Consider the following 25,405-nt stretch of genomic DNA (forward strand, 5'->3'; position numbering starts at 1 on the left):
ATTCCCATGGCTACTGTGGCGTCCCCATAGTTACCGGAACATCCCCACGGCTACAGGCCGGCCAGGCGGTCCAGGATCGGGGCGGCGACCCGCAGCGCGTCGGCCTCGGCCGGGGAGAGATCCACCAGGCGCTCGGCCAGCCACTCGTCACGGCGGCGGCGGTCCGCGGCGAGCAGCTCCCGGCCGGCCTCGGTGACCTCGGCGATCACCTGCCGGCCGTCGGAGGGATGCTGACCACGATGGACGAGGCCGGCCTCGGACAGGGTCGCGATCACCCGGGTCATGGACGGTGGTTGCACCCGCTCGTGCGCCGCCGCCTCACCGAGCGTCATCGGCCCGTGCCGGTCGAGCGTGGCGAGCGTGGCGACCTGGGTCGGGGTCAGCGTGCTGGAGCGTTCCTGGCGCATTCGCCGGGAGAGCCTCATGACCGACAGGCGCAGGGTGGACGCGAGCTCCGCCGCGCTCACGCTCTCCATTTCTCGAAAGTACTCGTTAGCATCGCTAAACTTCAAGAGCGATTAGGACGTCCATTTCACCCTGCGGCCGAGGGGGCCCGCGACCGGGAAATCGGTGCCCTCTCCGCGGCAGATCGCCCCGCCCCGCCGGGACGGATGAACGAACGAACCGACCAGACAACAGGCGGGGCACACGCGCGGAGCGTCGAGAGCCGGCCACCCCCCGGTAGCGTCCGGCCCCCGACGGTCCGGGACACCCGCTCACGGCCACGCGGCGAGTCGGCTCCACTATTCACCGACACGACACAGCCCCGCTTCGGGGAGACCTCCAAGGTTGCGGGGTAGTTCCCACCTTGACGCCTGGGGGGTAACCCTCAGGCCGAAGGGCCTGGTGTGTAACCCTTGTCGAGTGAGATCGTCGCGATCGGTGGTGGCCTGAGGTGCCACATCCGTTCCTGCCGCGGCCCCTGACCCGAATGGCCGCCAGGCACCGTTCCGCCGCCCTGACCATCACGGGCATCACGACGGTCGCGATCACCGTCGCGGCCCAGTGGCCGGCGTGGTCCACGACGCCGTTCGCCGCCGCGCTGAACGTCTTCGTCTCCCTCACCTTCGTCCTCACCGGGCTCCTGCTCCTGGACGAGGACGCCCTCGACAGCGTGAGCAGCGCGTTCGTCCTCGGCGGGGTGCTGTGGACGGCGTCCTGGGCGGCGACCTGGGAGGCCGGCCCGTCCGCTGTGCTCTCCTCGTTCGCCTACACCCACTTCTGGGTCTGCCTCGGGTGGGGCGTGCTTCGATACCCGTCAGGACGTCTGCACGACAACAGCGAACGAGTGCTGCTCGGCACCGCCGTCGCGGTGATCCCGGTGGGCAACCTCGTGCTGATCGCACTGTCCCGCCCGGAGTCCTTCGGCTACGCCCCCGGCGTGTGGTGGTACGGCTCCGCGATCGACCCGGGCGTGTTCGACATCGTCGTGCACACCCTCGACGCACTGACCCTCGCGGTCGTCGTCGCCTTCGGCCTGGCCATCGCCCGGCGCTACCGGCGGGCCTCCGCGCTGGAGCGGCGCACCCTCGGGCCGGTCTCCCTCGGCGTGCTCGCCGCGTTCGCCATAGCCGCGGTGGTGAACCTGTTCGTCTACTACCCGCAGGGCGCCGAGATCGATCCGATCTTCATCCCGATAGCACTGGCACTGTTCGCGATCCCGGTGGCATTCGCCGTGGCCGCCGTGCGCCGCCATCTCGCCCGGGCCCGCATCGCCCAGCTGCTGAGCGGGCTGAGCACGCCGCCGACGCCGGCGGCCGTCCGCGAGGTGCTGCGGGCGGCGGTCGGCGACGACGGCGCGGAGCTCTACCTGTGGATGCCCGAACGCGGCTTCCACGTGGACGCCGACGGCCTGCCGGCCGTCCCGCCCACGGCGGGAGGCACCCAGCTCGCGCTGCCGGTCCGCACCACGGCCGGCGCGCCGCTGGCCGTGCTCTCCGCGCGCTCGTCGCTGGAACGCGACCGCGACCTGGTCGAGGTCGCGCTGAACGCCAGCGCCATCGCGCTGGAGAACGCGCGGCTGCACGCCACGGTGACCGCCCAGCTCGACGCCGTCCGCGCGACCCGGACCCGACTCGTCGAGGCCGGGCTCGCCGAACGCCGGCGGATCGAGCGCGACCTGCACGACGGCGCGCAGCAGCGGCTGCTGGCGCTCTCGGCCCGGCTCGGACTCGCCCGGGAGCAGTCCACCGACCAGGCCACCGTCGCCGCCCTCGAGGGAGCCCGGGAGGACCTGCGCGCGGCGCTCGCCGAGCTGCGCGGACTCGCCCGCGGCATCCATCCGCCCGTGCTGAGCGAGAGCGGGCTGAAAGCGGCACTCGAGAATGTCACCGAGGCCCTCCCCGTGGATGTCGACCTTGATGTGCCTGACGATCGATTCGATACCACGCTGGAGACCACGGCGTACTACACCGTGAGCGAGGCTCTGGCGAATACCGTCAAACACGCGGATGCCAGCCATGTGCGGGTAACGGTCAAAATGCTCGGCGGCCAGTTCCTCATCCAGGTGACCGACGACGGGAAGGGCGGTGCGACCATCAGCGGCGGCGGCGGAATCGCCGGCCTCGGCGACCGGGTCCGCGCACTCGGCGGCGAGTTCACGCTGTCGAGCCCGGAGCGCTGCGGCACCCGGTTGACGGCGAGCATCCCGTGGAGCAGCGACGCGCGAGGTGGGTGGTGACATGCGGGTAGCGATAGCGGACGATTCAGCGCTGTTCCGGGAAGGCCTCGCGATGCTGCTCAACGCGGCAGGCGTGCAGGTCATCGCGCAGGCCGCCGAACCGGACAAGATCCTCGCACACATCGCCGACGAACCTCCCGACGTCGTCATTCTCGACATGCGCATGCCGCCGACCTTCACCAACGAGGGGCTCGTCACCGCCGAGCGGATCCGTGGCCTGCACCCCGGGGTCGGCGTCCTGGTGCTCTCCACCTACGCCGACATCCGCTACGCGGTCCGCCTGCTGGGCGACGGACGCGGCGGCACCGGCTACCTCCTCAAGGACCGCGTCGAGGATGTCGGTAACCTCCTCGACGGCCTGCGCCGGATCGCGGACGGCCGTCTCGTCGTGGACGAGGAGATCGTCGCCGGCCTGCTCACCCACCGCCGCAAGGCCAAGGCCCTCGACCGGCTCACCGAGCGGGAGCGCGCCGTCCTGCGGGAGATGGCGGAGGGCCGCTCCAACGCCGGGATCGCGGTACGCCTGCACCTGGCCGCGAAGACGGTGGAGAACCACGTCGCGAGCGTGTTCACCAAGCTCGAGATGCCGGTCTCCGGCGACGACAACCGCCGGGTGCTCGCCGTACTCGCCTGGTTGCGGTCGTCAGGCGGCGTCGTCCCGCGCTCGCCGGAGGGCCCGCCACCGCCGTAGAGTCCGCCGCCGTAAGGTCCCAGCGTGTTCGGATTGATCCGGCCATGCCGGGGTCGTCTCGGCGCCGCGGCGCACGAGCTCTGGTCGGCGCACCTCTGCGGGCTGTGCCTGGCGCTGCGGGACACCGCCGGTCAGCCGGTCCGGCTCGCGACAACCGGCGACGGCGTCGTCCTCTCGCTGCTGGTGGCCGCTCAGCGCCCGACTGCCGCCGCGCGCCGGACAGCCGGCCCGTGCCCGCTGCGGGCCATGCGGACGGCGCGGGTCGTCACCGCCGAGGATCCGGGGATCGCCCTGGCGGCCTCGGCGTCACTGGCCGCGGCGGCGGCACGCATCCACGACCACGCCCGGGACGGCGACGGCCTGGCCGGCACCCGGCTGTTGCGCGCCGACGCCGCTCGTGCCGCGGGCGCGGCCGACCGCCGCTGCGGAGACTGCTGCGAGGCGTGTGAGGACTGCGACTGTGGGTGCTGAGATCGCGGCTGATCCCGGGACGGTCGGTCACGGCCGGCACCCCCGACCGGCACCCCCGACCGATGATGTGTGACCAATCTCGCTAAATTGGCGGCCGCCGTTGGTGTTGGCCGGGCCTGGTCTCCCCGGGACACCTCTGACAGCCGCGACCGGCGCGTCCGAACGGGCCCAAATCAGGCTGTCCCTTACCAGGAGGGGCAACGATGATGCCACCCGCAGGTAGGAGGCATAGAGGGTGGCACAGCACACGTGGGACGGAGGCCACCGATCACGCGCATGTGATGGCCCGAACCGCGAGACTTGGGGACAACCGAACCAGTGAACCGGCGAGAGCGCTCCGAACCGGGCGCGCGCCCGAAGGTGGCCGACGCCGTCACCCGGCAGTGCCATGGCGAGAGGAGCCCGGCGTGACCGAGCAGGTCAGTAGCCTGACTGTCACCGACAACCGCACCGGTCGGACGTACGAGGTACCGGTGGCTGACGGCACGATCCGCGCCAGTGCGTTCCGTGCCATCAAGGTCGATGACGACGACTTCGGTCTCATGGCGTACGACCCCGCCTTCACCAACACGGCCAGCTGCCGCAGCGCGATCACCTACATCGACGGTGACGCCGGCATCCTGCGCTACCGCGGTTACCCGATCCAGGAGCTGGCTGAGAAGAGCAGCTTCCTCGAGGTCGCCTACCTGCTGCTGGCCGGCGAGCTCCCCACCTCGGACGAGCTCTCCACCTGGGAAGACGAGATCACGCACCACACCCTGGTGCATGAGTCGATCAAGAAGTTCATCGACGGCTTCCACCACGACGCCCACCCGATGGGCATGCTCGTGTCGACCGTCGGCGCGCTGTCGACCTTCTACCCGGACGCCAAGACGATCGACGACCCCGGCCTGCGCCGGCTGCAGATCGTCCGGCTCATCGCGAAGATCACCACCCTGGCGGCGTTCTCCTACCGGCACTCGGTCGGTTTCCCGTACGTCTACCCGGATAATGATCTTTCGTACGCCGGCAACTTCCTCAACATGATGTGGAAGGCCACCGAGCTCAAGTACGAGCCGGACCCGAACCTCGAGCACGCCCTCGACGTGCTGTTCATCCTGCACGCCGACCACGAGCAGAACTGCTCCGCCAACGCGATGCGGGCCGTCGGCAGCTCCCAGGCCGACCCGTTCTCCGCCGCGGCCGCGGCGATCGCCGCGCTCTACGGCCCGCTGCACGGTGGTGCCAACGAGCAGGTCCTGCGGATGCTCGCCGACATCGGCTCGGTCGAGAACATCCCCGCCTTCATCGCTCAGGTGAAGGACGGCAAGAAGAAGCTCATGGGCTTCGGCCACCGGATCTACAAGAACTACGACCCGCGGGCCCGGGTGATCCGCCAGGTCGCCGACGAGGTCTTCAAGGTCACCGGGACGAACCCGCTGCTCGACCTCGCGATGGAGCTCGAGCGGATCGCCCTCGAGGACGAGTACTTCATCTCGCGCAAGCTCTACCCGAACGTGGACTTCTACACCGGCATCATCTACCAGGCCATGGGCTTCCCGGTGGAGATGTTCCCGGTGCTGTTCGCGATCGGCCGGATGCCGGGCTGGCTGGCCCAGTGGGAGGAGGGCCTGCTCGACCCCGAGCAGAAGATCGCCCGTCCGCGCCAGCTCTACATCGGCTACGACGAGCGCCCCTACGTCCCGATGCACGTCCGCTCCGCGGCCACGGACGCCGAGACCGACCCGATCGCCGCCCAGGCCGCGCAGGCCGCCCCCAGCCGCCCGCTGCGCTGACTTTTTCAGTCAGTCAGTCAGGGTGTTCCAAGGGCCAGGGCGCGACGGCCGTTGGCAGGGCCGTCGCGCAGGACTAGCTCCCCACCGGCCCGCACACGTTCCACGGACCCGGGTGCCCCGCTCCCGGGTCCGTGGCCGTTCGGGCCCGTCCCCACTCTCGCCCTTTGGTATCTCCCTCGCCGTTTCGGGGATCGATGTCGGCGGATTCCATTCCGAAGGGCGAGAACGAAACCAAAGGGCGAGCAGGCTGGCTGAAATGTCTGACTCGATCCGTCATACCTAGAGCCAGTAATTACCCGGCCGGAGTCGCGGAGCCGGCCCTGCCAAGCGATCGGGCCGAGGAGACACGTTGTCTCCTCGGCCCGATATCAGCACTCAGGTGCCAACCTCACGGCCGAACGCGTCGGCCCCGGGGAGGCCGCGCCGTCCCGGCTACAGGCGCTCGACCACGTGGTCGATGGCGCTGGTCAGGGTCTCGACGTCCGACGGCTCGACCGCGGGGAAGCAGGCCACCCGGAGCTGGTTGCGGCCCAGCTTGCGGTAGGGCTCGACGTCGACCACGCCGTTGGCGCGCAGCACCTTGGCCACCGCGGCGGCGTCGACGCCCTCGAAGTCGATCGTGACGACGACCTGCGAGCGGTGCGCCGGGTCGGTGACGAACGGCGTCGTGTACGGCGTCTTCTCGGCCCAGTTGTACAGGATCGAGGAGGACTCTCCGGTGCGGCGCACACACCAGTCCAGGCCGCCGTTGCCCAGCATCCAGTCGAGCTGCTCGGCGAACAGGAACAGCGTGGACACGGCCGGGGTGTTGTAGGTCTGGTCCTTCGTGCTGTTGTCCAGCGCGGTCGTCAGGTCCAGGAAGGGCGGGATCCAGCGGTCCGTCGCCGCGATCTCGCCGAGCCGGGCGATCGCCGCCGGCGACATCAGGGCCGCCCAGAGCCCACCGTCGGAGGCGAAGCACTTCTGCGGCGCGAAGTAGTAGACGTCCACCTCGGTGAGGTCGACGGGCAGGCCGCCGGCGCCCGAGGTGGCGTCCACCAGGTGCAGCGCGCCCGCGTCGGCGCCGACGGGGCGGCGCACCGGCCGGGCCACGCCGGTGGACGTCTCGTTGTGCGGCGTGGCGTAGACGTCGACGCCGGGCTCGGGAGCCCAGTCCGGGTGGGTACCCGGCTCGGACTTGACCACCGACGGCGCGGCCAGGAACGGGGCGCCCTTGGTGGTGTCGGCGAACTTGCCACCGAACTCGCCGAAGACCAGGTGCTGGGAGCGCTCCCGCACCAGGTTGAAGGCGGCGGCGTCCCAGAACGCGGTGGCGCCGCCGATCCCGAGGACCACCTCGTAGCCCTCGGGGAGGGAGAACAGGTCGGCCAGGCCGGCGCGGACCCGTCCGACCAGGTTCTTCACCGGCTTCTGCCGGTGCGAGGTACCGAGGAGGGAGGCCCCGCTCGCGGCGAGAGCCTGCACGGCTTCGGTGCGGACCTTGGAGGGCCCGCAGCCGAACCGACCGTCGACCGGGCGCAGTGACTCCGGCAGGACGATCGTCGGGGTGTCAGGCATGGACGTCCCCCAGCGGCCGCGGAGCGGGGCCGACGTAGCGGGCGGACGGGCGGATGAGCCGGCTGGTGCGCTGCTGCTCCAGGATGTGAGCGCTCCAGCCCGCGGTGCGGGCACAGGTGAACATGGACGTGAACATATGAGCCGGCACCTCGGCGAAGTCCAGCACCACGGCCGACCAGAACTCGACGTTCGTCCGGAGGGGGCGGTCCGGGTAGCGGTTGGTCAGCTCCTCGATCGCGGCCGCCTCGAGGGCCTCGGCCACTTCGTACCGGGTCGAGCCCAGGTCACGGGCGGTGCGGCGGAGCACACGGGCGCGCGGGTCCTCGGCGCGGTAGACCCGGTGCCCGAAGCCCATGAGGCGCTCCTTACGGTCCAGGGCGCGGCGGACGTAGCCGACCGGGTCACCGGTGCGCTCGACCTCGTCCAGCATCGCCAGCACGCGGGACGGCGCCCCGCCGTGCAGCGGCCCGGAGAGCGCGCCCACGGCCGCGGACAGCGCCGCGGCGACGTCCGCCCCGGTGGAGGCGACCACGCGGGCGGTGAAGGTGGAGGCGTTCAGGCCGTGCTCGGCGGCGGACACCCAGTAGGCGTCGACGGCCTGGACGTGCTTGGGGTCCGGCTCGCCGCGCCAACGGATCATGAACCGCTCGGTGATGGTGCGGGCGCGGTCGACCTCCTTCTGCGGCACGGCGGGCTGCCCGAGGCCGCGAGCCGCCTGCGCGACGAAGGAGAGCGCCATCACCGATGACCGGGCGAGGTCCTCACGGGCCTGCTCGGGGGCGATGTCGATCAACTGGCCGAAGCCCCAGTACGGGGCGAGCATGGCCAGCGCGCTCTGGACGTCCACCCGGATGTCGCCGGAGTGCACCGGCAGCGGGAACGGTTCGGCCGGCGGCAGTCCGGGTTCGAACGACCCGTCGACGAGCAGGCCCCATACGTGGCCGTAGTCGACCTTGCCGACGAGATCCTCGATGTCGACGCCGCGGTAGCGCAGCGCGCTGCCTTCCTTGTCCGGCTCGGCGATCTCGGTCTCGAAGGCGATCACGCCCTCCAGGCCCGGCTTGAAATCGCTTGTCTTCTCGGCCATCGAGTCCGGATCTCCGCTTCTGTCTCGGCCGGCCACGGGACGGGCCCTGCCGGGACCGGCCGACCGCGGCAACCGCGTGGCCGGCCAAGCTGCACGCCGACACAGCGGTCGTCGTGCCGTCCCGTTCCGCCGCTGTCCCGATACGCCGGATTCGCCCGTCGTTCGGTCGTCTCTCGCGCCCCACAGTCCTGCCACGACAGTCCTGTCCTGCCACGACAGTCCTGTGTTAACGGCGCAATCGTCCGTCTGCATCCTGCCCTGTCAGACACGGCAACGCCACCGGACGGGGCGTGATGAGTCGCGTTCCGCACGGCCCGGCATCGCCTGTGCCGGGGCGGTTGCCGTGGTTTCGACCGATCACCTGGAGCAGGACCGCCCGAGGTGATGCCAGTCACATCGACGGAGGGTGCCACCGGGCTGCCAGGATCGGGGCATGGCCGCCCATCCGCCCATGCACGAACCGCCCGTGTATGAACCGCCCGTGCCCGACCCGGCTGTGCAGCGGCGCGGCTACCACCCGGGCCGGTTCGACGAGCGGATGCTCGCTCCAACCTGGCTCGAACAGTTTCAGGAATGGTTCACCGACGCCTCGGCCCCGAGGGCGGGGATCCGCGAGCCCAACGCGATGATCTTCTCCACCGCCGACGAGGCCGGGCGGCCGAGTTCCCGCACCGTCCTGATGAAGGGGTTCGACGCACGCGGATTCACGCTGTTCACGAACTACACGTCGACGAAGGCCCGCGAGGCCGCGGCGAATCCGTACGGGTCGCTGCTCTTCCCGTGGTACCCGCTGGAACGCCAGGTGATCGTCGCTGGTTCGATTGAACGCGTGTCACGGGCGGAGAGCGAGACCTATTTCCGGTCCCGGCCGCGGGGATCTCAGCTCGGGGCGTGGGCGAGCCACCAGTCCCAGGTGATCGACTCGCGCGCGGTACTCACCGAGCGGCTCGCCCAGCTGAGACAGAGGTGGCCGGCCACCGAACCGGTGCCGGCTCCCCCCTTTTGGGGGGGACTGCGGCTCGTCCCGACCTCGATCGAGTTCTGGCAGGGGCGCCCGGACCGCCTCCACGACCGTCTGCGCTATCGCCTAACCACTCTCCGTCGAGCCTCCGGCAGCACACCGGACGCCGGGCCGGGCGACGTACCGAGCAGGCCCGCCGACGCCCTGGGATGGGTCGTCGAGCGCCTGGCGCCCTGAAGGCGGGCGAACCGGTCTATATCGTCACAGCGTCCGAAATGCCAGCGCTGTCATTCCAGGGTGACGGGCGGGCCGGCGGGCGCGCGGCCGTGATCCCGATTTGGCGACGGAGGCACGACACCGCCGGGGCGATACGCGATTAACACTGACGAACACCCAACGTTCCCGCTACGCCAGACCCGCCCACCTCGTGACGAACCAGGCATTGGTACCTTCCTGCGTGCAGTCGTAACTGATCGGCAAACGCTGATCCGCGCCCTGCGTCGACGCGCCGCCCTCCGGCCCGTCGATGCTTCGGCGGGCGCCGACGGCGGGTGTCGCGGCGACCCGTCACAGTCGAGGGAGACGGATTCATGCGGATCACAAGAATGCGGGCCATGGCGGCCGGCGTTCTCGGCGCGGCCCTGATCTCAGTGGCCACGCCGGCCTCAGCAACCACACCGGAACCGACCCCGACGACGAGCGCCACGCCGACCGCGACGCCGACCCCGGACACGACCGGCGACATTCTCGGCGGCGCCCCGACGCCCACCGGCACCCCGACGGCCGAGGCCACTGCGAGCCTCGACCCGAGCGCCACGCCGAGCGTCGACCCCTCCGCCACCCCCAGCGCGGACCCGAGCGCGACCCCCGGCATCGACGTGACCACCACGACGACCGGCACGCCCTCGCCCACCCCGAGCTCGGGGACGGGCGACCCCATCCTCGACGGGTTCCTGTCGCTGCTGCCCTTCAAGGTGCCGCTCGACAAGGAGATCGACGGCATCGAGGACTTCGATGTGAACCCGCTCGTCCTTACCTTCACCTGCGGCGCCTCGGGCCCTGAGTGGACGCTGCGGAACACCTCCGACAAGGCCTTCGGCTTCGGCTGGTTCGACACCAGCCTCGGCGCCGGGATCTCGGAGATCGGCCCCGGCCAGAGCCTGCCGCTGCAGACCCACGCGATGGCGGTCATCGCCTCCCCGTGGGACGCCGAGACCGGTTACCTCCTCGTGACCGTTCCGACCGTGGGCGTCTCGGACTGCGCCGGGACGGCCCCGCCGGTCGACCCCCAGGTCTCGCTCCCCGTCGCCGACCCGGCCGTGGCTACGGCGGTGCGGGCCGAGCCTTATTACACGAGATGACCAGCGGCGCCGGCATGACCAGCCACGTCGCGACTCCTCGCCACGACGCGACGTCCAACCGCGGCCCGCTGCCCGGCCGCGATCCGGCACCGGGTGGTGACAGCCTGGCCGAGGAGCGCCGGCCGGGGCGTCGCGGCCTGGCCCGGGTGGGCACGGCGGCGCTGGCCGTCGTGCTCGGCGGCGTGATCCTCACCGGCTGCGGCGGGGACGACTCGACCGCGGCGTCCGGCCAGGTCCCGGAGCCGGTGCGCAGCCAGCTCGCCGCCGTCGCCGGCCTCGGGCAGGGCGCGAGCACCGTCGTGACCGCCACCGGCGCGAGTGTCGACGTCTACCAGGCGCCGAACGCGGCGAAGCCGACGTCCAGCCTGTCGAACCCGAACGAGAACGGCGCGCCGCGGGTCTTCCTCGTCCAGGCGAAAATGCCGGGCTGGTGGCAGGTTCTGCTGCCCGTCGAGCCCAACGGGAGCTCGGGCTGGGTGAAGGCCGAGCAGGTGACAGCCAGCCAGACGCCCTACCGGATCGTCGTCGCCCGCGGCGCGCACAAGCTGCGGCTGTACAGCAACGACAAGATGATTGCGGAAGAGTCGGTGGCGATCGGCACCACCGACACCCCGACGCCTGGCGGGCGCTTCTTCCTGATGGAACTACTGAAGCCCAGCAACCCGGGCGGCCCCTACGGGCCGTACGCCTTCGGGCTCAGCGGCTTCTCCACCAGCCTGGACTCGTTCGGCGGCCGGGACCCGGTGATCGGCATCCACGGGACGAACGAGCCCGGTTCGATCGGCCGGGACGTCAGCCACGGCTGCATCCGCCTGAGCAACGACGCGATCACCCGACTGGCCCAGACCGTCCCGCTGGGGACACCGGTGGAGATCATCGCCTAGGGCTTGGTGCGGTCTTCTCCGTGCCGTGCCGCGGGTCGGGGGGCGCGTGGGGCGGCGCAGCGTGGCGCCGCACTGCATGCTGCGATCTCTTGATGCTGCGATCTCTTGAATCCGCAGGCTTGCGGGTGGGATCGCCTCGGGCCGCGACCGTGTGGCCCAGCGCCCCCTCCGAGCGCGGACAGACACGGCCACGACCTCCGTGACGCGCCGGTACGGGCTGCCCTCCACATCCCGCACCGGCGCGACCACGTCCGGCGGAGCCCGTCACCTCCCCACCGGTCGGACGGGCGAGGAGTCGAGCCCGCCGTCTCCCTGCCCACGTCAAGGGTGGCCAATCCCCGCGGCGGGAACTGGCGGTCCGCAGAATCGGGCGCTGTCGGATAACTGACACGACCTTCACTTGCGGCACGACCAGTCGGCCCGGTATTTGGACGAACCTGACGATCCGCCGCGGACCCGCCCGGCCCGGCCCGGTGGTGCCCGAGCCGGTCATGCCGGTCATGCCGGTTAAGCCGGTTAAGCCGGTTAGTCGTGGTGTCGGGCTCGGGCGTGGCGGTCGAGGGCCTCCCGGCGTTCGACAGCGTGATCGACGACTGGGCGTGGGTAGCCGTTCGGCGGGCCGGCCGGGAGTTTCCACGGCTCGTGCACCGCGTCGGGCGGGAGGCCGCGCAGTTCGGGGACCCATCGGCGGATGTACTCCCCGGCGGGATCGAACTTGCGCCCCTGCGAGACGGGGTTGAAGACCCGGAAGTACGGGGCGGCGTCGGTTCCGGTGCCGGCCGTCCACTGCCAGCCGTGGTTGTTGGACGCGAGGTCGCCGTCGACGAGGCGCTCGAGGTACCAGCGGGCGCCGTGCGTCCGGTGGACGTTCAGGTCCTTGCAGACGAACGAGGCCTCGATCATCCGGACCCGGTTGTGCACCCAGCCCTCGGCGAGGAGCTGGCGCATGCCGGCGTCGACGATCGGGTAACCGGTGCGGCCCCACTTCCACGCCTCGAAGGTGTCACCGGGAGGCTCGTAGGCCAACGCGGCCAGGGTGTCGGTGAGGTCGGTCCGGGCCGACGAGGGGGTGCCGGCGAGGACGTCCGCGTAGAACTCCCGCCAGGCGAGCTCGGAGCGGAACTTCTCGGCCGAACCGGCCAGCCCGCCGCCCCCGCCAGCCGCATCGGCCCCGCCAGCCCCGCCAGCGCCACCGGCCCCGCCAGCCCGGCTGGCCCCGGACCAGCCGGGTACGGCGTCTCCCGATTCGCTGGCCGCGGCCGGCTCGTCGCGGTGCGCCGCGTAGCCGGCCAGCGATTCGGTCAGGAAGGCGCGCAGGCGCTCGTGCGCGGCGTGTTCGCCGGCCGGGGGTAGCTCGGTGCCCCCGAGCTCCGGATCCGCCGGGATCGGTTCGCTGCCGCCGTCGAGGTCGGCGGGCTGGAGCCAGACCGGATCCGCCGGGATGGCCGGCCCGCGCCAGCCGTGTTCCTTCCAGGCCCGGTAGAAGGGCGTGAACACCCGGTAGGACGTCCCGTCGGCCTTGCGCAGGCGGCCGGGCGCTACCGCGTAGGGCGAGCCGGTGCGCACGCACAGCCGGCCGCCGAGCTGGGCGTCCAGGTCGCGCAGGCACCGGTGGAGGAACGCCAGGCGGACGGGACCGGACGGGCGCCGCAGCGCGTCGTCGAGGACGAAGAGAGCCAGCACCCGGCCGGACTCGGCGGCGGCGAGCAGCGCCGGGTTGTCGTCGAGGCGGAGGTCACGGCGAAGCCACCACACCGCCTGCGTCACCGCCTGCGTCGAGGGGGGCGAGCTCATCCGACGGACGGTAGCCCGTCACCACGGGTAACCAACGGAGACCACTCCGATGTCACGCGAGGTCACGGCGTGGCATGGACCCGCGGTCAGAGGCTTCCTGCTGTGCTGTCGCGATGACGCAGGCGGTGCAGTGGGATCAGGGCGTCTCGGACGCGTGGTCACGGATCGCGCAGATCGGTCCCAAGATCCTGGTCTTCGCGCTCGTCCTCACCGTCGGAGCCGTGGTCGTCCGCGGCGCGCTCCACGCCGCGGACCGGGTGCTGGAGCAGGCCGGCCTCGACGGCGCGCTCGACCGGGCCGGCGCGTCGCGGCTGCTGCGCTGCCAGACCGGGGTGATCAGGGGATGGCTGCTGCGGGTGGTGGCCGTGATCTGCCTGTTGGCCATCCTGCGTGCGGCGCTCGGGGTGTTCGGGCCGAGTCCCGCCGACCGGATGGCCGGCACAGCGCTGGCGCTGCTCGCCCGCGCGCTGCTCGCGGCCGTCATCGCGCTGCTCGGGCTGGCGCTGGCCGCCTGGGCGCGGCGCCTGGTCACCGAGTCGTTCGCCGGGCTGCGGCACGGCAACGCGCTGAGCCGGGCCGTTGCCGGGTTCGCCGTCCTCGCCTTCGGCAAGGCGGCGCTGGACGAGCTCGGCATCGGGACGTCGGTCACCACACCACTGCTCTACGCAGTGCTCGCGGCCTGCACCGGAGTGGTGGTGGTCGGAGTGGGCGGCGGTCTCGTCCGGCCGATGCAGAGCCGCTGGGAGAAGATCCTCGACCGGGCCGAGGACGGCGCCGGAGAGGCCCGCGCCGCCTGGCACGCGAACCGGGGCGCGGCGCGGTGGGCACCGCCGAGCAGCGCCGGCCAGAGCCCCCCGGGACGGCCGTCCACACCGCCCGGCGGCACGCCCCCACCACCCGCGCCAGCCAGCCGTGACACAGCCACGCCGCCCTGCGGCACGCCCATGGCACCCCTCGGTGAGCCGGGGCCGGACCGCGGCGTGCCCGTACCCGACCCGGGTACGGCGGTGGCACGCCGCACCGCGCCTCAGACGCGCCCGCACCCGGGGCCAGCGACGGAACCGGCGTCCGTGCCCACGCCGACTCCGGTGCCGCCGCGGGCGCCGGCGCCCACACCGGCGGCGGCGCCGGCACCGCGGCACCCGCCCGTCCCGCTACCGGGCGAGCGGGGAACGGCGTCGGAGCGGCGTCGGACCCCGGCGCCGTCAGCGGTACCCGTGCCACCGCCCCCGCCGCGATCGGCTCCGCCGAGCACAGCACGGCCTGGAGCGTCCTCCCCGCCGGGAGCGCTACCGCGGGCCCCCTCGGCGGCCGACGTGCCGGGACGGGTACCGTCCACGGATCCCGCACCCGCGTCGCCACGCACAACCCTGCCATCGCCGTCGGTGCTCCCCGGCACGCCACCGACATCCCCTGTTCGGGGGGAGGACCAGCTCCCCGGCACTGTTTCCGACTGACGTGTGGGTGTGCGTTCGGCGAACTGCGACGCGCCGCGCCGCCGGGTGGGGCACTCTGGGAAGGGAAGACTTCGGGTGGCGGCGCGGCGTCGGCGCCACGCCGCACGACGGTGGGAGACACCTACGCCAGGACGCAACGCGGACGAGCAGGACCTCGCGGGGGGCGACGCCGCACCGGCGTCGAGAGATTGCGAGCGAAGGGACATCTCGGTGAACGAGCCATCCGACATGGAACGTTCACGGCTGCTCCTCGGATGGCTGGCGGCTCGCAGGGCAGTGGACCACTGCCTGTCCGATCTGCTGGCCGCCGGCCCGGCCGGCGAACGACGGGTCCGCGAATCGCTCGCGAAGGTCGACGACCTGGAGACCCGCGCGCAGGTCGCGTTCGATCGCTACCGGAGCGCGGCCGAGTCCACCGAGCCCCGCGGGCTCGGCGCGGACCGCGCCCAGGCGACGCGGATCATGGACGCGAGCACCGCCGGCTCCGGGGCGGGGGCAGCCGAGGACGGTCGCGACAGAACCAGGATCGACAGGAGCAAGTCAGACAGGGGCAAGGTCGACAGCGGGGTGTCGGCGGTCCCGAGCGGCGATCCGCGCTCGTTCGACGTCGACTCGAGGAACGTCATGCCCCTGCCCGTGAACCCGCGTGGCATGGCCCCGGCCGGAAGAGAACCGACAGGTGGGGAGCCGGCCGTGCCCGAGCGCTGGTCCCCACGTGACCGGCCCCGCCTGAACGTGGTACGGGCAAATGAGAACGACCTCGCACGTAGCAGCCCTAACACTAAGAGTAATCAACGACACCGTTGACGCGCGGGCCTGTGGGCGGCGCGTCAGAATACCGGTCGTGTCGGCCGCCCGCAGCCGCCGCTTCGTCGCGGTACGGCTTCTCATGTCCTTGCTCGCGGCATTGCTGGTCGTGGCCGGGTGCGGGCTCGCGGGCGGTGCCGGGCCAAGTGCCCGGCCCGGCCCGACGAGCGACGAGGGGACCATCCCCACCCCGCCGCCGACGATCGGTCCCGATGCCTTCGAGCAAAGTGGACGGGGTGGTCAGATCCGGCTGACGCTGCCGGACACGGGCACGCCGGGGCCGTACCCGCTGGTCGTGGCGCTGCACAGCCTGTACCACGATGGCACCGAGCCACAGCGCGGCTGGGGGCTCGACGCGCTCGCCCGGTCGGCCGGCTTCGCGGTCGTCTACCCCGACGGGCTGGGGATGTCCTGGAACGCGGGCACCTGCTGCGGCCCGGCCGCGGCCGCCAGCAGTGACGACGTCGGCTGGCTGCGTTCACTCATCGCGCACCTGGAGAGCAGGTACCCGATCGATCCGCGCCGGGTCAGCATCATCGGGCTGTCGAACGGCGGCATGCTCGCCTACCGCTACGCCTGCGAGCACGGGGACGAGCTCGCCGGGTTCGCGGTCGTCGCCGCCAGTCTGCAGACCTTCAACTGCACTCCGCCCGCGCCCGTAACCATGGTGTCGGTGCACGGCGGAATGGACGGCCACGTCCCGTACGCCGGCGCGCTGTGGTCCGAGGCCCTGCAGACGGGGATCACGCCCGTCGAGGTGAGCCTCGCCCCGTTCCGGGCGGTGGACGGCTGCCCGTCACCCACCCAGCCCGCCGACACCACGACCACCGGCGCGGACGGCCGTCCGATCGGCGCGACCGGAGCCCAGGTCGGGGCGGTGGACCCGGCCGGGTCCGGCACCGCCGGGCCAGCCGACCCGGCGATCATCGCCGCCGCCGGCCCCGGGCTGCTGCCCGCCACCACACCGCCGGCGGCCGGCCAGGCACCGCTCGGCCAGGCACCGCTGGGGCAGCCGCCGGCGACGGGACCGGGCGCGCCCGCGGCCCAGCCGCCCGCGCCGCCCGTCCAGGCGCCGCCGGTGGCCGTCCGGCACGAGACGACCTGTTCGACGTCCGCCCGCCTCGTGCAGTACGTGCTGCCGGCGCTGGGGCACGGCTGGCCGCCGCTGACCGGCGCCGGCTCCTTCGACACGGCCGCCGTGCTGTGGGAGCTGCTGGGGCCGGCCCGCTCGGCCACCGCCGGCCCCCGGATCTGAGCGATCCCGCCCTGCCGGCCCCAGACAGCCAAACCGGCCCCAGACAGCCAAACCGGCGTCAGGCGGCTGAGCTGGCCTCAGGCGGCCGGCTGGAACGAGGCGCGCAGCGCGCCCATCATCGTGTTCAGTGACGCCGAGGCGTCCGCCCGAACCCTGGCGATGAGCACGTAGACCGCGCCGGGCGCCTCGCTCGTGCGCATGAGGTACGAGACGCGCTGGCCGTCACGGTCGTAGGAGCCCGCCAGTTCCTGCACAGTCGCGCCGGACGTGTCCGTCGCCGGGCCCGAGCGGTCCTGAGTCAGGCCCGAGACGCTGCCGAACTCACTGCTCTGGACCTGGCTGAGCGCCGTCGCGGCGTCCGCGCCCGCGACCCGGGCGACGCCGATCATCTGCGGGCCGTACTCGGCGGGTGTGCCCACCGCGCCCGCCCCCGGCTCCCCGAAGAACACACCGGTGTTGTCCCGTCGTTGCTTCCAGGTCGGCGGATGGGAGAACGTCGCCTTCTGGTCGGGGTCCGTGAAGGCCACCCAGTCCGCGGGCACCGCGGCCTGCGGCTGGCCGCCGCCCGCGGGGGCACCGGTGGACGGCGCGGGGGAAGCCGACGGGCCCGTGCCGGGCGTCGCCGTCGGGGGCGTGTTCGCCGTCGTCGCCGTATCGCCGCTCGGGCGCACCTTCTCCCAGATGACGCCGGCACCGACGCCCACCGCGAGGGCCACGCCGAGCACGACCAGGGCGATCACGAGGCGGCGCAGGAAGGGCCCGAGCCCGGCGCTCTCGCCGCCGTCCGGACCGTCGAGGCCGTCGCCATCGTCCGGGAAGTCAGGTTCGCCGGGGAAGTCGACCTCGTCGAAGCCGCCCTGCCGCGGGGGCGCGGCCCGGCGCGGCCCGGTCCCGGCGGAAGCCGCGCCGACGGCTCCCAGCACCTCGGTGCCGGCGCCCGTGGATCTGGCCCGGTCCTGCGGGCCGGTGCCGTCCTGGCCGCCGGCGCGCCGGGCGGCCCGGGCCCGCGCGCGCGGGCCGGTGCCGGGCATCGGGCCGCGGCCGTCGTCGTCAGCCGGGCCGTCCGGGTCGCGATACGGCGTGTCCCGCGCGGGTCCGTCGCGGTATCCGCGTTCCCGGTCGCGGTAGGGCACGTCCCGCCGCCCGGCGTCGCGCGGGTCGGCGTCGGGCACCGCGACGTCGCGGTGTGCCATCTGCGGGTACGCCGCGTCCCGGTAGGCCGGGTCGGGACCGCCCCGGCGCGCGCCCGCGTCCGTCCCCGGGCGCGCGGCCGCTCGGGACGGCTCCGGCTGATACAGGTCCGGACGGGCGGCGCCGGCATCTACCGCGCTCCCCCGCTCGGGGGCCTGCCGCGGCGCCGGACCGGTCGACCCCGGCGGGCGCGTCGGGGCACGGCCGGCGCCGGCGCGCGGCACCAGGGCACCGCGGACGGAGGTCGAGTCCCGGCGGGCACCCCCACCGCCCGGAGCGCCCGGGCTGGCCGGGCCGCTCGGGCCGTCCGCCGACGGGTAGCCGCCCGTGGCGGGGCCGGGCGGCGGGTACGGGCCGGTCGCGGGGCCCGGGCCGCCCGGAGGATAGGGGGCGCCACCACCCGCGGGCGGGCGGGCACCGGGACCGGGCGGCGGCGGCGAGTACTGGCCTCCCGCCGGTCCTGCCGGCGGGTAGGGACCCCCACCGGGGCCGGAGCCGTAGGCGCGCCCGGGGTCGGCGGCCGGCGGGTATCCCGGCTGCTGGTAGGCGCCGCCCGGCTGGGGGCCGTCGGGATATCCCGCGGGCGGGCCGCCCTGGTAGTGCGGCACGCCCTGGTGGGAACCGTTGCCGCGGGGATCGTTCCGGTACTGCTGATGCTGGTCCGGGCCGTCCCAGTAGCCGTCCGGCCCCGGGTCGTCCGGTGCGCCGGGCGGCCGTTCCCGGTAGCCGGGCCCAGCCGGATCCCGAGGGTCACCTCTCCACGCACCGTCCGTCACCAGACAACCTCCGATTCCGGGCCATGCAGGGAATACCCAGCGGATACCGGTGTATCACGCCGTTGCGGAAGTGTTGCGCGAGCCCCCTTGACATTCAGCCCACCTCGTGGCCCATTTCCCGACCTGCCGGGGGAAGTCGGCCGGCAGGAGTTCGCCGGCCCCGGCTCATCGCGCTGCCGGCCGCCACCACCGCCGTTAGTGTCCTCGCCATCACCGACGGCCGACGTCGCCGGCCGTCGCGGACGGCACCGGCGGTCGCGGCACCCGGCCCGATGGTGTGGCGGGTGGGAACCACCACGAACCACCCGCTCGGGCGGTCACACGCTCGGCACGGCATCGCGGGGAAGTCGACGTCCGGGGGGATGCATGAAGGGCTTCAAAGAGTTCCTGCTGCGGGGGAACGTCGTCGACCTCGCGGTCGCCGTCGTGATCGGCACCGCCTTCACCGCGGTGGTCACGTCGCTGGTCGCGAACCTCTTCACCCCGCTCATCGCCGCGATCATCGGGAAGCCGGACTTCGCACAGCTCACCTTCACGATCAACAACAGCGTCTTCTACTACGGTCGATTCCTGAACAGCCTCATCGCGTTCCTCTCGATCGCCGCGGTGATCTACTTTGTCGTGGTCGCACCGGTCAGCAGGATCAATGAGCGGCGACGGCGCGGCCAGACGTCCCCGCTGGACGATCCGACGCTCACGGACGAGACCCGGTTGCTGACCGAGATCCGGGACCTGCTGGCGGCCGGGCGACGGTGAACGGCACCGGCACCGGCACGCCGGGGGACGCGGCAGGCGCCGCGGGTACGGAGGCCGGCCACGGTCAGCAGCCAGGCGGAGTGCCCGGCGGAGCCGGCACCACGACCAGTCCAGCGCCGTGACCAGCCCAGGAGCGCGCCGGCTCGGCCGCCCTGCGCGCGGGGCCGGCACCAGAGCCGGGGCCGCGGGCCGGGGCCACAACGGATGCCATTTCCGGACTCGGGCAGGATGTCCGGGAGCGGACACCCTTCGCGGCGCCGACTAAGCGGAACGTAGGTTGGAATTCAGGAATCGCTCAGGGTCCCGGGGGAAAGTGCTTACCATGACTACCACGCACGACGCCCGGTCCCCTTGGGCTCCGCCCGACAACGCGCCGGAGCGGACCAGGGCCGAGGCGAACAGTTCGGAGGGGTCGGTGGACCCGCGGTCGAATCCCGTCGAACACCAGCAGTACCCCGGTACGCCGCCGGCCGGCGGCCCGCCGCCCGGGCCCGGCCCGAGCCGTCCTGACCAGACCGGCGGTTTTCCGGCGGGCCCCCCGCCGGCGCCGCACCCGGCCGGGCCGGCGCCCGGCACGGGCGCGCCCGGCGGGCCCTACGAGCCGGGCCCGCAGCAGGGCCCCCGGCCGACCGCGCCCTACGCCCAGACCTCCGGCTGGGCCGACCCCCGCTCCACCGCCGGCGCTGGCGACAGCACGCAACGGGTCGACCAGGGCGGCCCGGCCACCGGCCAGGGCCAGCAGCAGTCCGGCGCGTGGTGGAACCCCGGGCATCCCGGCTGGGGCGCCCCGGTGCCGCCCGGAGCGGCTCCCGGCGGTCAGGCACCCGGTGGCCAGGCGCCCGGGTCACCGGGCGGCTCCGATCCCTACGGGCGGTTCACCCCGGCGAAGCCGAACCCGGCGCCCATGCGCCGGCGTCGGATGATCGCGGCCGCGCTGGCGATCGCGCTCGTGTCGGGCGGCATCGGCGGCGGCGTCGGCGCACTCGTCGCCAGCGACGACTCCCCGGCGGTGGTGACCTCCTCCGCCGGCCTGCGGCAGTCGACCGGCACGGCCGGCGTCTCCCCGGCCGCGGACAACACGGTCGCCGCGGCCGCGCAGGCGATCCTGCCCAGTGTCGTGACGATCGCCGAACAGTCCAGCCAGGAGTCGGGCACCGGCTCCGGGACGATCATCCGCGCGGACGGCTACATCCTCACGAACAACCACGTGGTGTCCGGCGCCTCGCAGGGCGGCACCCTCACGGTCACGATGCAGGACGGCCGGACCTTCGACGCGCAGGTCAAGGCGACCGACCCGAGCTCCGACCTCGCCGTGGTCAAGATCGACGCTACCGGCCTGCCCGCTGCCACGTTCGGGGACTCCGACGCACTGCAGGTCGGCGAGCTCGTCGTCGCTGTCGGCAGCCCGCTGGGCCTCAACGGGACGGTCACCTCCGGCATCGTCAGCTCGCTGCACCGGCCCGTCCGCACCGGCGACGCGACCGTGCGGGACCAGCAGAACACCGTCCTGGACGCGATCCAGACCGACGCGCCCATCAATCCCGGCAACTCGGGTGGGCCGCTGGTGAACAGCAAGGGCGAGATCATCGGCGTGAACACCGCAATCGCGACGGTCGGCGGCAGTTCACCCTTTGGTGGTAGTCAGCAGTCCGGAAACATCGGGGTTGGTTTCGCGATTCCGGGCAACTACGCGGAGAAGGTCGCCGGCCAGCTCGTCGACAACGGCGCAGCGCAGCACCCCTATCTGGGTGTGAGCGCCTCCACCGCCGACGAGAACACCCGGTCGACGGCCGCGAGTGGGACGGGCGCGCAGATCCGCTCCCTGGTCAGTGGAGGCCCGGCAGACAAAGCGGGCCTGCACGTAGGTGACGTCATCACCAAAGTGGGGGATCGCGCCGTCACCGACGTGGATTCGCTGATCGCCGCCGTCCGGTCCTACGAGATCGGCAACCAGGTGCAGGTCACCTACCAGCGCGACGGCTCCAGCCAGACCGCGACGGTCACGCTGCTCGAACAACCGCCCAATTCCTGATCACCACACTGACGATGGTTCTCGGGAATACCAGGCGGTTTCTTCACCAGTCGCCTGGACCGGTCCGGCCCCGGCGATGCTGGAGCGGATACGTCGAAGCTGCCTTCGTATAAGGTGGTCAGCGCGCCCGACGAAGTGGGATACGACACCACGATCAGCGTCAAGCTGACCGTGGTGTCGAGCTGGCGACAAAAGATCTTCCCAGCGTTCACCCCAACGGGATGACGCACCTCCTACTATTGACCTCGCCTGACCGGTGACCAGGCCGGCACCACAATGGTTGGGAGCCTGGTCCCGATGCCGAGGTCAGGAACGCCGTCACGGGGAGATGCTGAGCGGATGAACGACGACGCGGACCTGGTGGCGCGGGTTCGGCGCGGCGATCGTCAGGCTTTCGATGACCTGTACAACCGCTACGCCGACGACGTCTTCTCGATGTGCCTGCTGATCCTCGGCGACCCGACGGTCGCGCGGGCGGCCGCCGGCACCGCGTTCGCCCTCGTGGCGAGGACGAGGCTCAACCCGCTCTCGGACCCGACCCGACTGCGCCCCTGGCTACTGGAGCTCGCCCGCGGCAGCGCGCTGGCCTGGTCGGGATCCCCGCAGGCGCGCAGCGTTCCCGTCCCGCACGGCGTCTCACCCGAGGAGCTGCTCGACGGCGCCGTGGTGCCCGCGCCGGCCAGCCTGCGGGCCGGGCTGGAGCGCACCTTCGACCGCGCGGCCGTCGCCGCCGAAGCCGCCGCGGCGGCCGCGAGCCGCCGAGCCGCCGAGCGCGCCGGCTCCGAGTTCGCCGGTACCGAGCCTGCGGGCGTCGCGCCTGCCGGAGTCGACGACCTGGCCGCCGCGGCGGGCCTGGCTGCCGGCGGGGTGCCGGGCCATCCCGGTGCCGCCGCCCCGAGCCGCCCGGCCGTCCCGGCCTTCACCGCCTCGGCCTTCCCGACCCAGGACCGTCGCGGTCCGGCACCGGTCGCGGACGGTCGCCCCGCGGGCGGCTACGCCCCTGAGGACGCCGTAACCATCATCTCGCCGTCCACCGGGCAGTTGCGCACGCAGCGCCAGGACGACCAGCATGAGCAGACCATGGCACCGGCCGGCGCCGGCGCCCAGGACCGGTACGGGAACGTCCTCCCGCTGATCCCCGTGGACCGCGCCTACCCGGGTGACGCCGCAGGGTCCGGCGGGTTCGCCGACTTCCGGGCCCGGCCCGCGATCGCCGTGGCCGCCGCCCTGGTCGTCGCCGTCGCCGGGCTCACCGCCGTCATCTCCTGGCCCGCGAGCGAGGCCGCGCTGGTCGCCGACGGCGGCCCCGGCATCGTCGCGATCGCCCCCTCGGCGCCACCCGGCCCCCTGCCGACGATCGCCCGGCCGCCGGTCGCGTCCGAGGCGCCCTCGCCCACTGTGGTGCCGACCGTCGCGGGCGCCTACACGAGCCGTCCCGGTGTATCCCGCCCCGGCCAGGTCGTCCGCGAGGTCGACACCGGCCAGCGCGGCGCCGACCAGCCCGCCGCACCGCCCGCGCCGGCCCCGAGCACACCGCCGCCGCCCACCACGAACGCGCCCGCGCCGCCGGCGACGACCCCGCCGACGACACCGCCCGCGACGACCGGCCCCACCACGACCGCCGGCCCGACGACGGCGCCCCCGGCCACCACGGGACCCCCGGCCACGGGCACCCCGACGACGCCGCCGGACGGCGAGGCTCCGCCGCCGGCGACGACCTCCGAGCCCGCCCCGCCCCCGAGCACCGCTCCGGCCCCGGCGCCGCCGACCAGTGAGGCACCGGCCCCGCCGGCGACGACCGCACCGGGACCGGCCGGCGACCAGCGCCTCCCACCGGGCACCCGAGACGTGCAGAGCCCGTTCCCGGTCTAATGCCGAGTCGGAAGTAGCTCAACCGAAGCGCGTTGCCTCAGCCAGTCCATACGCGGCCGAGGCAACAGAGCGGGCGGAGTTCAGCGGACGTCGTAGAAGACCGTCGTCACGTACTGGTCGAAGTCGTTGACGCGCAGGGTGAAGCGAAGCTGCCACTGGCCGGGCAGGGGCACGCCCACTCCCTCGGCTACGGCGTGGCCGTCAGCGACCTCGACCAGCGGGACCTGTAGGGGGCCGACACCCGCCGAGGGCAGGCTCAGCTCCCCGCTGGCCTCGACCAGCCGCTGCGGCCGGCCTTGCGGGTCGTAGGTGTAGATGTGCATCGTCTGCGCGCCGGTGCGGGTGGGCGAGACGTTGATGTCCACGGTGAGCGGGCCGGCGACGGTGGTCCTGGCGAAGGGCGGGGCGTAGGAGTCCCGGCCCGGGATGGTGTTCACCAGGATCGCGGTGACCGCCAGGACCACGGCACCGATCAGGACCTCGAACAGCACGCCACGGCGCAGCCCGGTGAGGGCGATCGAGGTGACCTGCGGCCCCGGCTCGGGGTGGTAGTGCCGGAGCACCCAGCGCCTGGCGAGGAACCCCAGCCCGAGCGCGCCGAGGACGAACCAGAGCTTGTAGAGGAGCAACCGGCCGTAGGTCGTGTCGAACAGCGCCCCGAACTCGCCGATCTCCCGCCAGGTCTGGAAGGCCCCGGTCAGGACGATCACGGCGATCGCGATCATCGCCGTCCTCGACCAGCGTGGCAGGACATGGGCCAGTTCGACCGCGTGGGCGGGCGGCACGGGCTCGCCTTCGAGGCTCGCGTCCCGGCCCATGCCGTCATCGCCAGTGTCATTGCCGGTGCCGGTGCCGTCGCTGCTGCCGTGGCCGTCGCCTGCGCCCTGCCCGGACCAGCCGAGCAGGGTCAGGCCGAGCACGCACAGCCCGCCCAGCCAGATCGCCATGGCCGCGGTGTGCAGGGTCACGCTGGCCGTCGCCAGCCAGACTGTCTCCCCCGCGCTCGCGTGGCCGATCATCGCCATGGTCACCACAAGCGCCAGGCCGAGACCGGCGAGCTCCACCAGTCCCCGGCGGCCGGCCCCGGATGGGTGGCGAACGCCGTCGTCGCCCGGTTCGGTCATCTCCGGGTCGCGCAGCCGGCGCAGCAGCGGCACGGCCAGCAGCAGCGCCAGCACGCGGATCGCCAGGAGCTGGCCGTAACGGCCGTCCAGGGTGGTGGCCAGCGGGTCACCGCGGAAAATGCCGGAGATTCCGGACCCGGCCGTGTAGGGCCCTTGGAAGAGGAGCATCCCGACCGCGCCGACGAGGCTGAGCAGCCAGCCGGCTGCGATCAGCCGGACCGGGGCGGAGCGGCGCGCCCCGGCGGGCCACAGGACGGCCACGAAGAAGGTGGCGCCGATCAGCAGCGCAGCCCCGGCGAACGCGATGAACCTCGCCGTGCCCAGGGCCACCCCGACCACCCGGGACCCGCCGCCGCCCGAGGGCAGGGCAGCCGCCGCGCCGGCGTCGGGCGGGCCTCCGACCCCGAACGCGAACGCGCCGCCGACCGGGTGGCTGTCCGCGGAGACGACTCGCCAGCTCACCACGTACGTGCCCCGGCCGAGCCCGGCGCGCAGGGCGACGGTCGCCTGCGACGCCGCCGCACCGGCGTGCGCACCGCCTTCGTCGGCGCGGGCGCCGGCGGTGTCCAGGATCCGGATCGAATCGGACTTGACCGAGACGGACTCGCTGAACGTCAGGGTCACCTGGGCGGGAGCGGTGTCGAGGGCCGCTCCGCCCACCGGGTCGCTACCGGTGAGCACCGCGTGCGCCGACGCGGGCAGCGCCATGCCCAGCACGGCGACGGCGGCGAGCGCGCAGACCGCCAGCACCCTGCGGGCGCCGACGTGGCGGCGGGAGGGCTCGCCGGCGCGCCGGCGGCCGGCGCCACGCTCCAAGCCCCTTCGTTCGGATCCGGTCATGATGTTCCGTTCCGGGTGATGTTCCGCCCAGGCG

At 73.1% G+C, this 25,405-nt stretch carries 18 protein-coding genes and 1 pseudogene; 13 read left to right on the forward strand and 6 right to left on the reverse strand.

What is annotated here, in order from left to right; translation table 11 throughout:
• Positions 1-50: 50 nt before the first annotated feature.
• Positions 51-476, reverse strand: coding sequence for a MarR family transcriptional regulator (locus FRANEAN1_RS36075; protein ID WP_020464600.1), 426 nt, complete (start codon positions 474-476; stop codon positions 51-53).
• A 419-nt stretch (positions 477-895) separates the two neighbouring features.
• Between FRANEAN1_RS36075 and FRANEAN1_RS36080 the strand changes: the two genes are divergently transcribed.
• The 4 genes from FRANEAN1_RS36080 to FRANEAN1_RS36095 all read left to right on the forward strand — a co-directional run bounded on the left by FRANEAN1_RS36080 (position 896) and on the right by FRANEAN1_RS36095 (position 5,617).
• A complete protein-coding gene (locus tag FRANEAN1_RS36080) occupies positions 896-2,680 on the forward strand; it encodes a histidine kinase (RefSeq protein ID WP_020464601.1) in 1,785 nt (594 codons plus the stop codon).
• Position 2,681: 1 nt separating this feature from the next.
• Complete coding sequence (locus FRANEAN1_RS36085; protein ID WP_020464602.1) at positions 2,682-3,371, forward strand: response regulator transcription factor; 690 nt, start codon at positions 2,682-2,684, stop codon at positions 3,369-3,371.
• Between the two features lie 24 nt (positions 3,372-3,395).
• Positions 3,396-3,842, forward strand: a complete 447-nt coding sequence (locus FRANEAN1_RS36090) for a DUF5685 family protein (RefSeq protein ID WP_020464603.1) — start codon at positions 3,396-3,398, stop codon at positions 3,840-3,842.
• Between the two features lie 407 nt (positions 3,843-4,249).
• The gene (locus FRANEAN1_RS36095; protein ID WP_020464604.1) at positions 4,250-5,617 is read left to right on the forward strand and encodes a citrate synthase; all 1,368 of its coding nucleotides are present in this window, start codon (positions 4,250-4,252) and stop codon (positions 5,615-5,617) included.
• A 432-nt stretch (positions 5,618-6,049) separates the two neighbouring features.
• Here FRANEAN1_RS36095 and serC read toward each other — a convergent pair whose 3' ends face one another.
• Entirely contained in the window at positions 6,050-7,174 is a 1,125-nt protein-coding gene (gene serC / locus FRANEAN1_RS36100; protein ID WP_020464605.1) for a phosphoserine transaminase, read from the reverse strand.
• Positions 7,167-8,261, reverse strand: coding sequence for a citrate synthase 2 (locus FRANEAN1_RS36105; protein WP_020464606.1), 1,095 nt, complete (start codon positions 8,259-8,261; stop codon positions 7,167-7,169). The genes serC and FRANEAN1_RS36105 overlap by 8 nt, the downstream gene beginning before the upstream one ends.
• 433 nt (positions 8,262-8,694) lie before the next feature.
• Here FRANEAN1_RS36105 and pdxH point away from each other — a divergent pair, with 433 nt between their 5' ends.
• The 3 genes from pdxH (at position 8,695) to FRANEAN1_RS36120 (ending at position 11,467) form a co-directional block, all read left to right on the forward strand.
• The gene (pdxH, locus tag FRANEAN1_RS36110) at positions 8,695-9,459 is read left to right on the forward strand and encodes a pyridoxamine 5'-phosphate oxidase (RefSeq protein WP_020464607.1); all 765 of its coding nucleotides are present in this window, start codon (positions 8,695-8,697) and stop codon (positions 9,457-9,459) included.
• Between the two features lie 353 nt (positions 9,460-9,812).
• Positions 9,813-10,583 (forward strand): hypothetical protein, encoded by a 771-nt coding sequence (locus tag FRANEAN1_RS36115; protein WP_020464608.1) that lies wholly within the window; start codon positions 9,813-9,815, stop codon positions 10,581-10,583.
• 14 nt (positions 10,584-10,597) lie between these two features.
• On the forward strand, positions 10,598-11,467 hold the full coding sequence (locus FRANEAN1_RS36120; protein WP_347176902.1) for a L,D-transpeptidase: 870 nt from the start codon (positions 10,598-10,600) through the stop codon (positions 11,465-11,467).
• A 525-nt stretch (positions 11,468-11,992) separates the two neighbouring features.
• On the opposite strand, the gene FRANEAN1_RS36125 is transcribed toward FRANEAN1_RS36120, so the two are convergent.
• Complete coding sequence (locus tag FRANEAN1_RS36125) at positions 11,993-13,261, reverse strand: deoxyribodipyrimidine photo-lyase (RefSeq protein WP_063748365.1); 1,269 nt, start codon at positions 13,259-13,261, stop codon at positions 11,993-11,995.
• 113 nt (positions 13,262-13,374) lie between these two features.
• Here FRANEAN1_RS36125 and FRANEAN1_RS42805 point away from each other — a divergent pair, with 113 nt between their 5' ends.
• The 3 genes from FRANEAN1_RS42805 to FRANEAN1_RS36140 all read left to right on the forward strand — a co-directional run bounded on the left by FRANEAN1_RS42805 (position 13,375) and on the right by FRANEAN1_RS36140 (position 16,780).
• Complete coding sequence (locus FRANEAN1_RS42805) at positions 13,375-14,718, forward strand: hypothetical protein (RefSeq protein WP_198145430.1); 1,344 nt, start codon at positions 13,375-13,377, stop codon at positions 14,716-14,718.
• Between the two features lie 210 nt (positions 14,719-14,928).
• Positions 14,929-15,525 carry a hypothetical protein gene (locus FRANEAN1_RS36135; protein WP_347176903.1) on the forward strand — a complete coding sequence of 199 codons (597 nt, stop codon included), beginning with the start codon at positions 14,929-14,931 and terminating at the stop codon, positions 15,523-15,525.
• 37 nt (positions 15,526-15,562) lie between these two features.
• A complete protein-coding gene (locus FRANEAN1_RS36140) occupies positions 15,563-16,780 on the forward strand; it encodes a PHB depolymerase family esterase (protein WP_020464613.1) in 1,218 nt (405 codons plus the stop codon).
• 77 nt (positions 16,781-16,857) lie between these two features.
• On the opposite strand, the gene FRANEAN1_RS42810 is transcribed toward FRANEAN1_RS36140, so the two are convergent.
• Positions 16,858-18,747 (reverse strand): hypothetical protein, encoded by a 1,890-nt coding sequence (locus FRANEAN1_RS42810; RefSeq protein ID WP_020464614.1) that lies wholly within the window; start codon positions 18,745-18,747, stop codon positions 16,858-16,860.
• A 366-nt stretch (positions 18,748-19,113) separates the two neighbouring features.
• Here FRANEAN1_RS42810 and mscL point away from each other — a divergent pair.
• The 3 genes and pseudogenes from mscL to FRANEAN1_RS36160 all read left to right on the forward strand — a co-directional run bounded on the left by mscL (position 19,114) and on the right by FRANEAN1_RS36160 (position 23,407).
• Positions 19,114-19,625 (forward strand): annotated as a pseudogene (gene mscL, locus FRANEAN1_RS36150) (large conductance mechanosensitive channel protein MscL).
• Positions 19,626-19,825: 200 nt separating this feature from the next.
• Complete coding sequence (locus tag FRANEAN1_RS36155) at positions 19,826-21,535, forward strand: trypsin-like peptidase domain-containing protein (protein ID WP_020464615.1); 1,710 nt, start codon at positions 19,826-19,828, stop codon at positions 21,533-21,535.
• A gap of 339 nt (positions 21,536-21,874) precedes the next feature.
• Positions 21,875-23,407: a hypothetical protein gene (locus FRANEAN1_RS36160; protein ID WP_049795859.1), complete on the forward strand. Its 1,533-nt coding sequence runs from the start codon at positions 21,875-21,877 to the stop codon at positions 23,405-23,407.
• Positions 23,408-23,487: 80 nt separating this feature from the next.
• Here the strand turns inward: FRANEAN1_RS36160 and FRANEAN1_RS36165 are convergent, their stop codons facing one another.
• Positions 23,488-25,371 (reverse strand): copper resistance protein CopC/CopD, encoded by a 1,884-nt coding sequence (locus tag FRANEAN1_RS36165; RefSeq protein ID WP_041255184.1) that lies wholly within the window; start codon positions 25,369-25,371, stop codon positions 23,488-23,490.
• Positions 25,372-25,405: the final 34 nt, after the last annotated feature.

The sequence above is a fragment of the Parafrankia sp. EAN1pec genome (assembly GCF_000018005.1).
Taxonomy (GTDB): domain Bacteria; phylum Actinomycetota; class Actinomycetes; order Frankiales; family Frankiaceae; genus Parafrankia; species Parafrankia soli.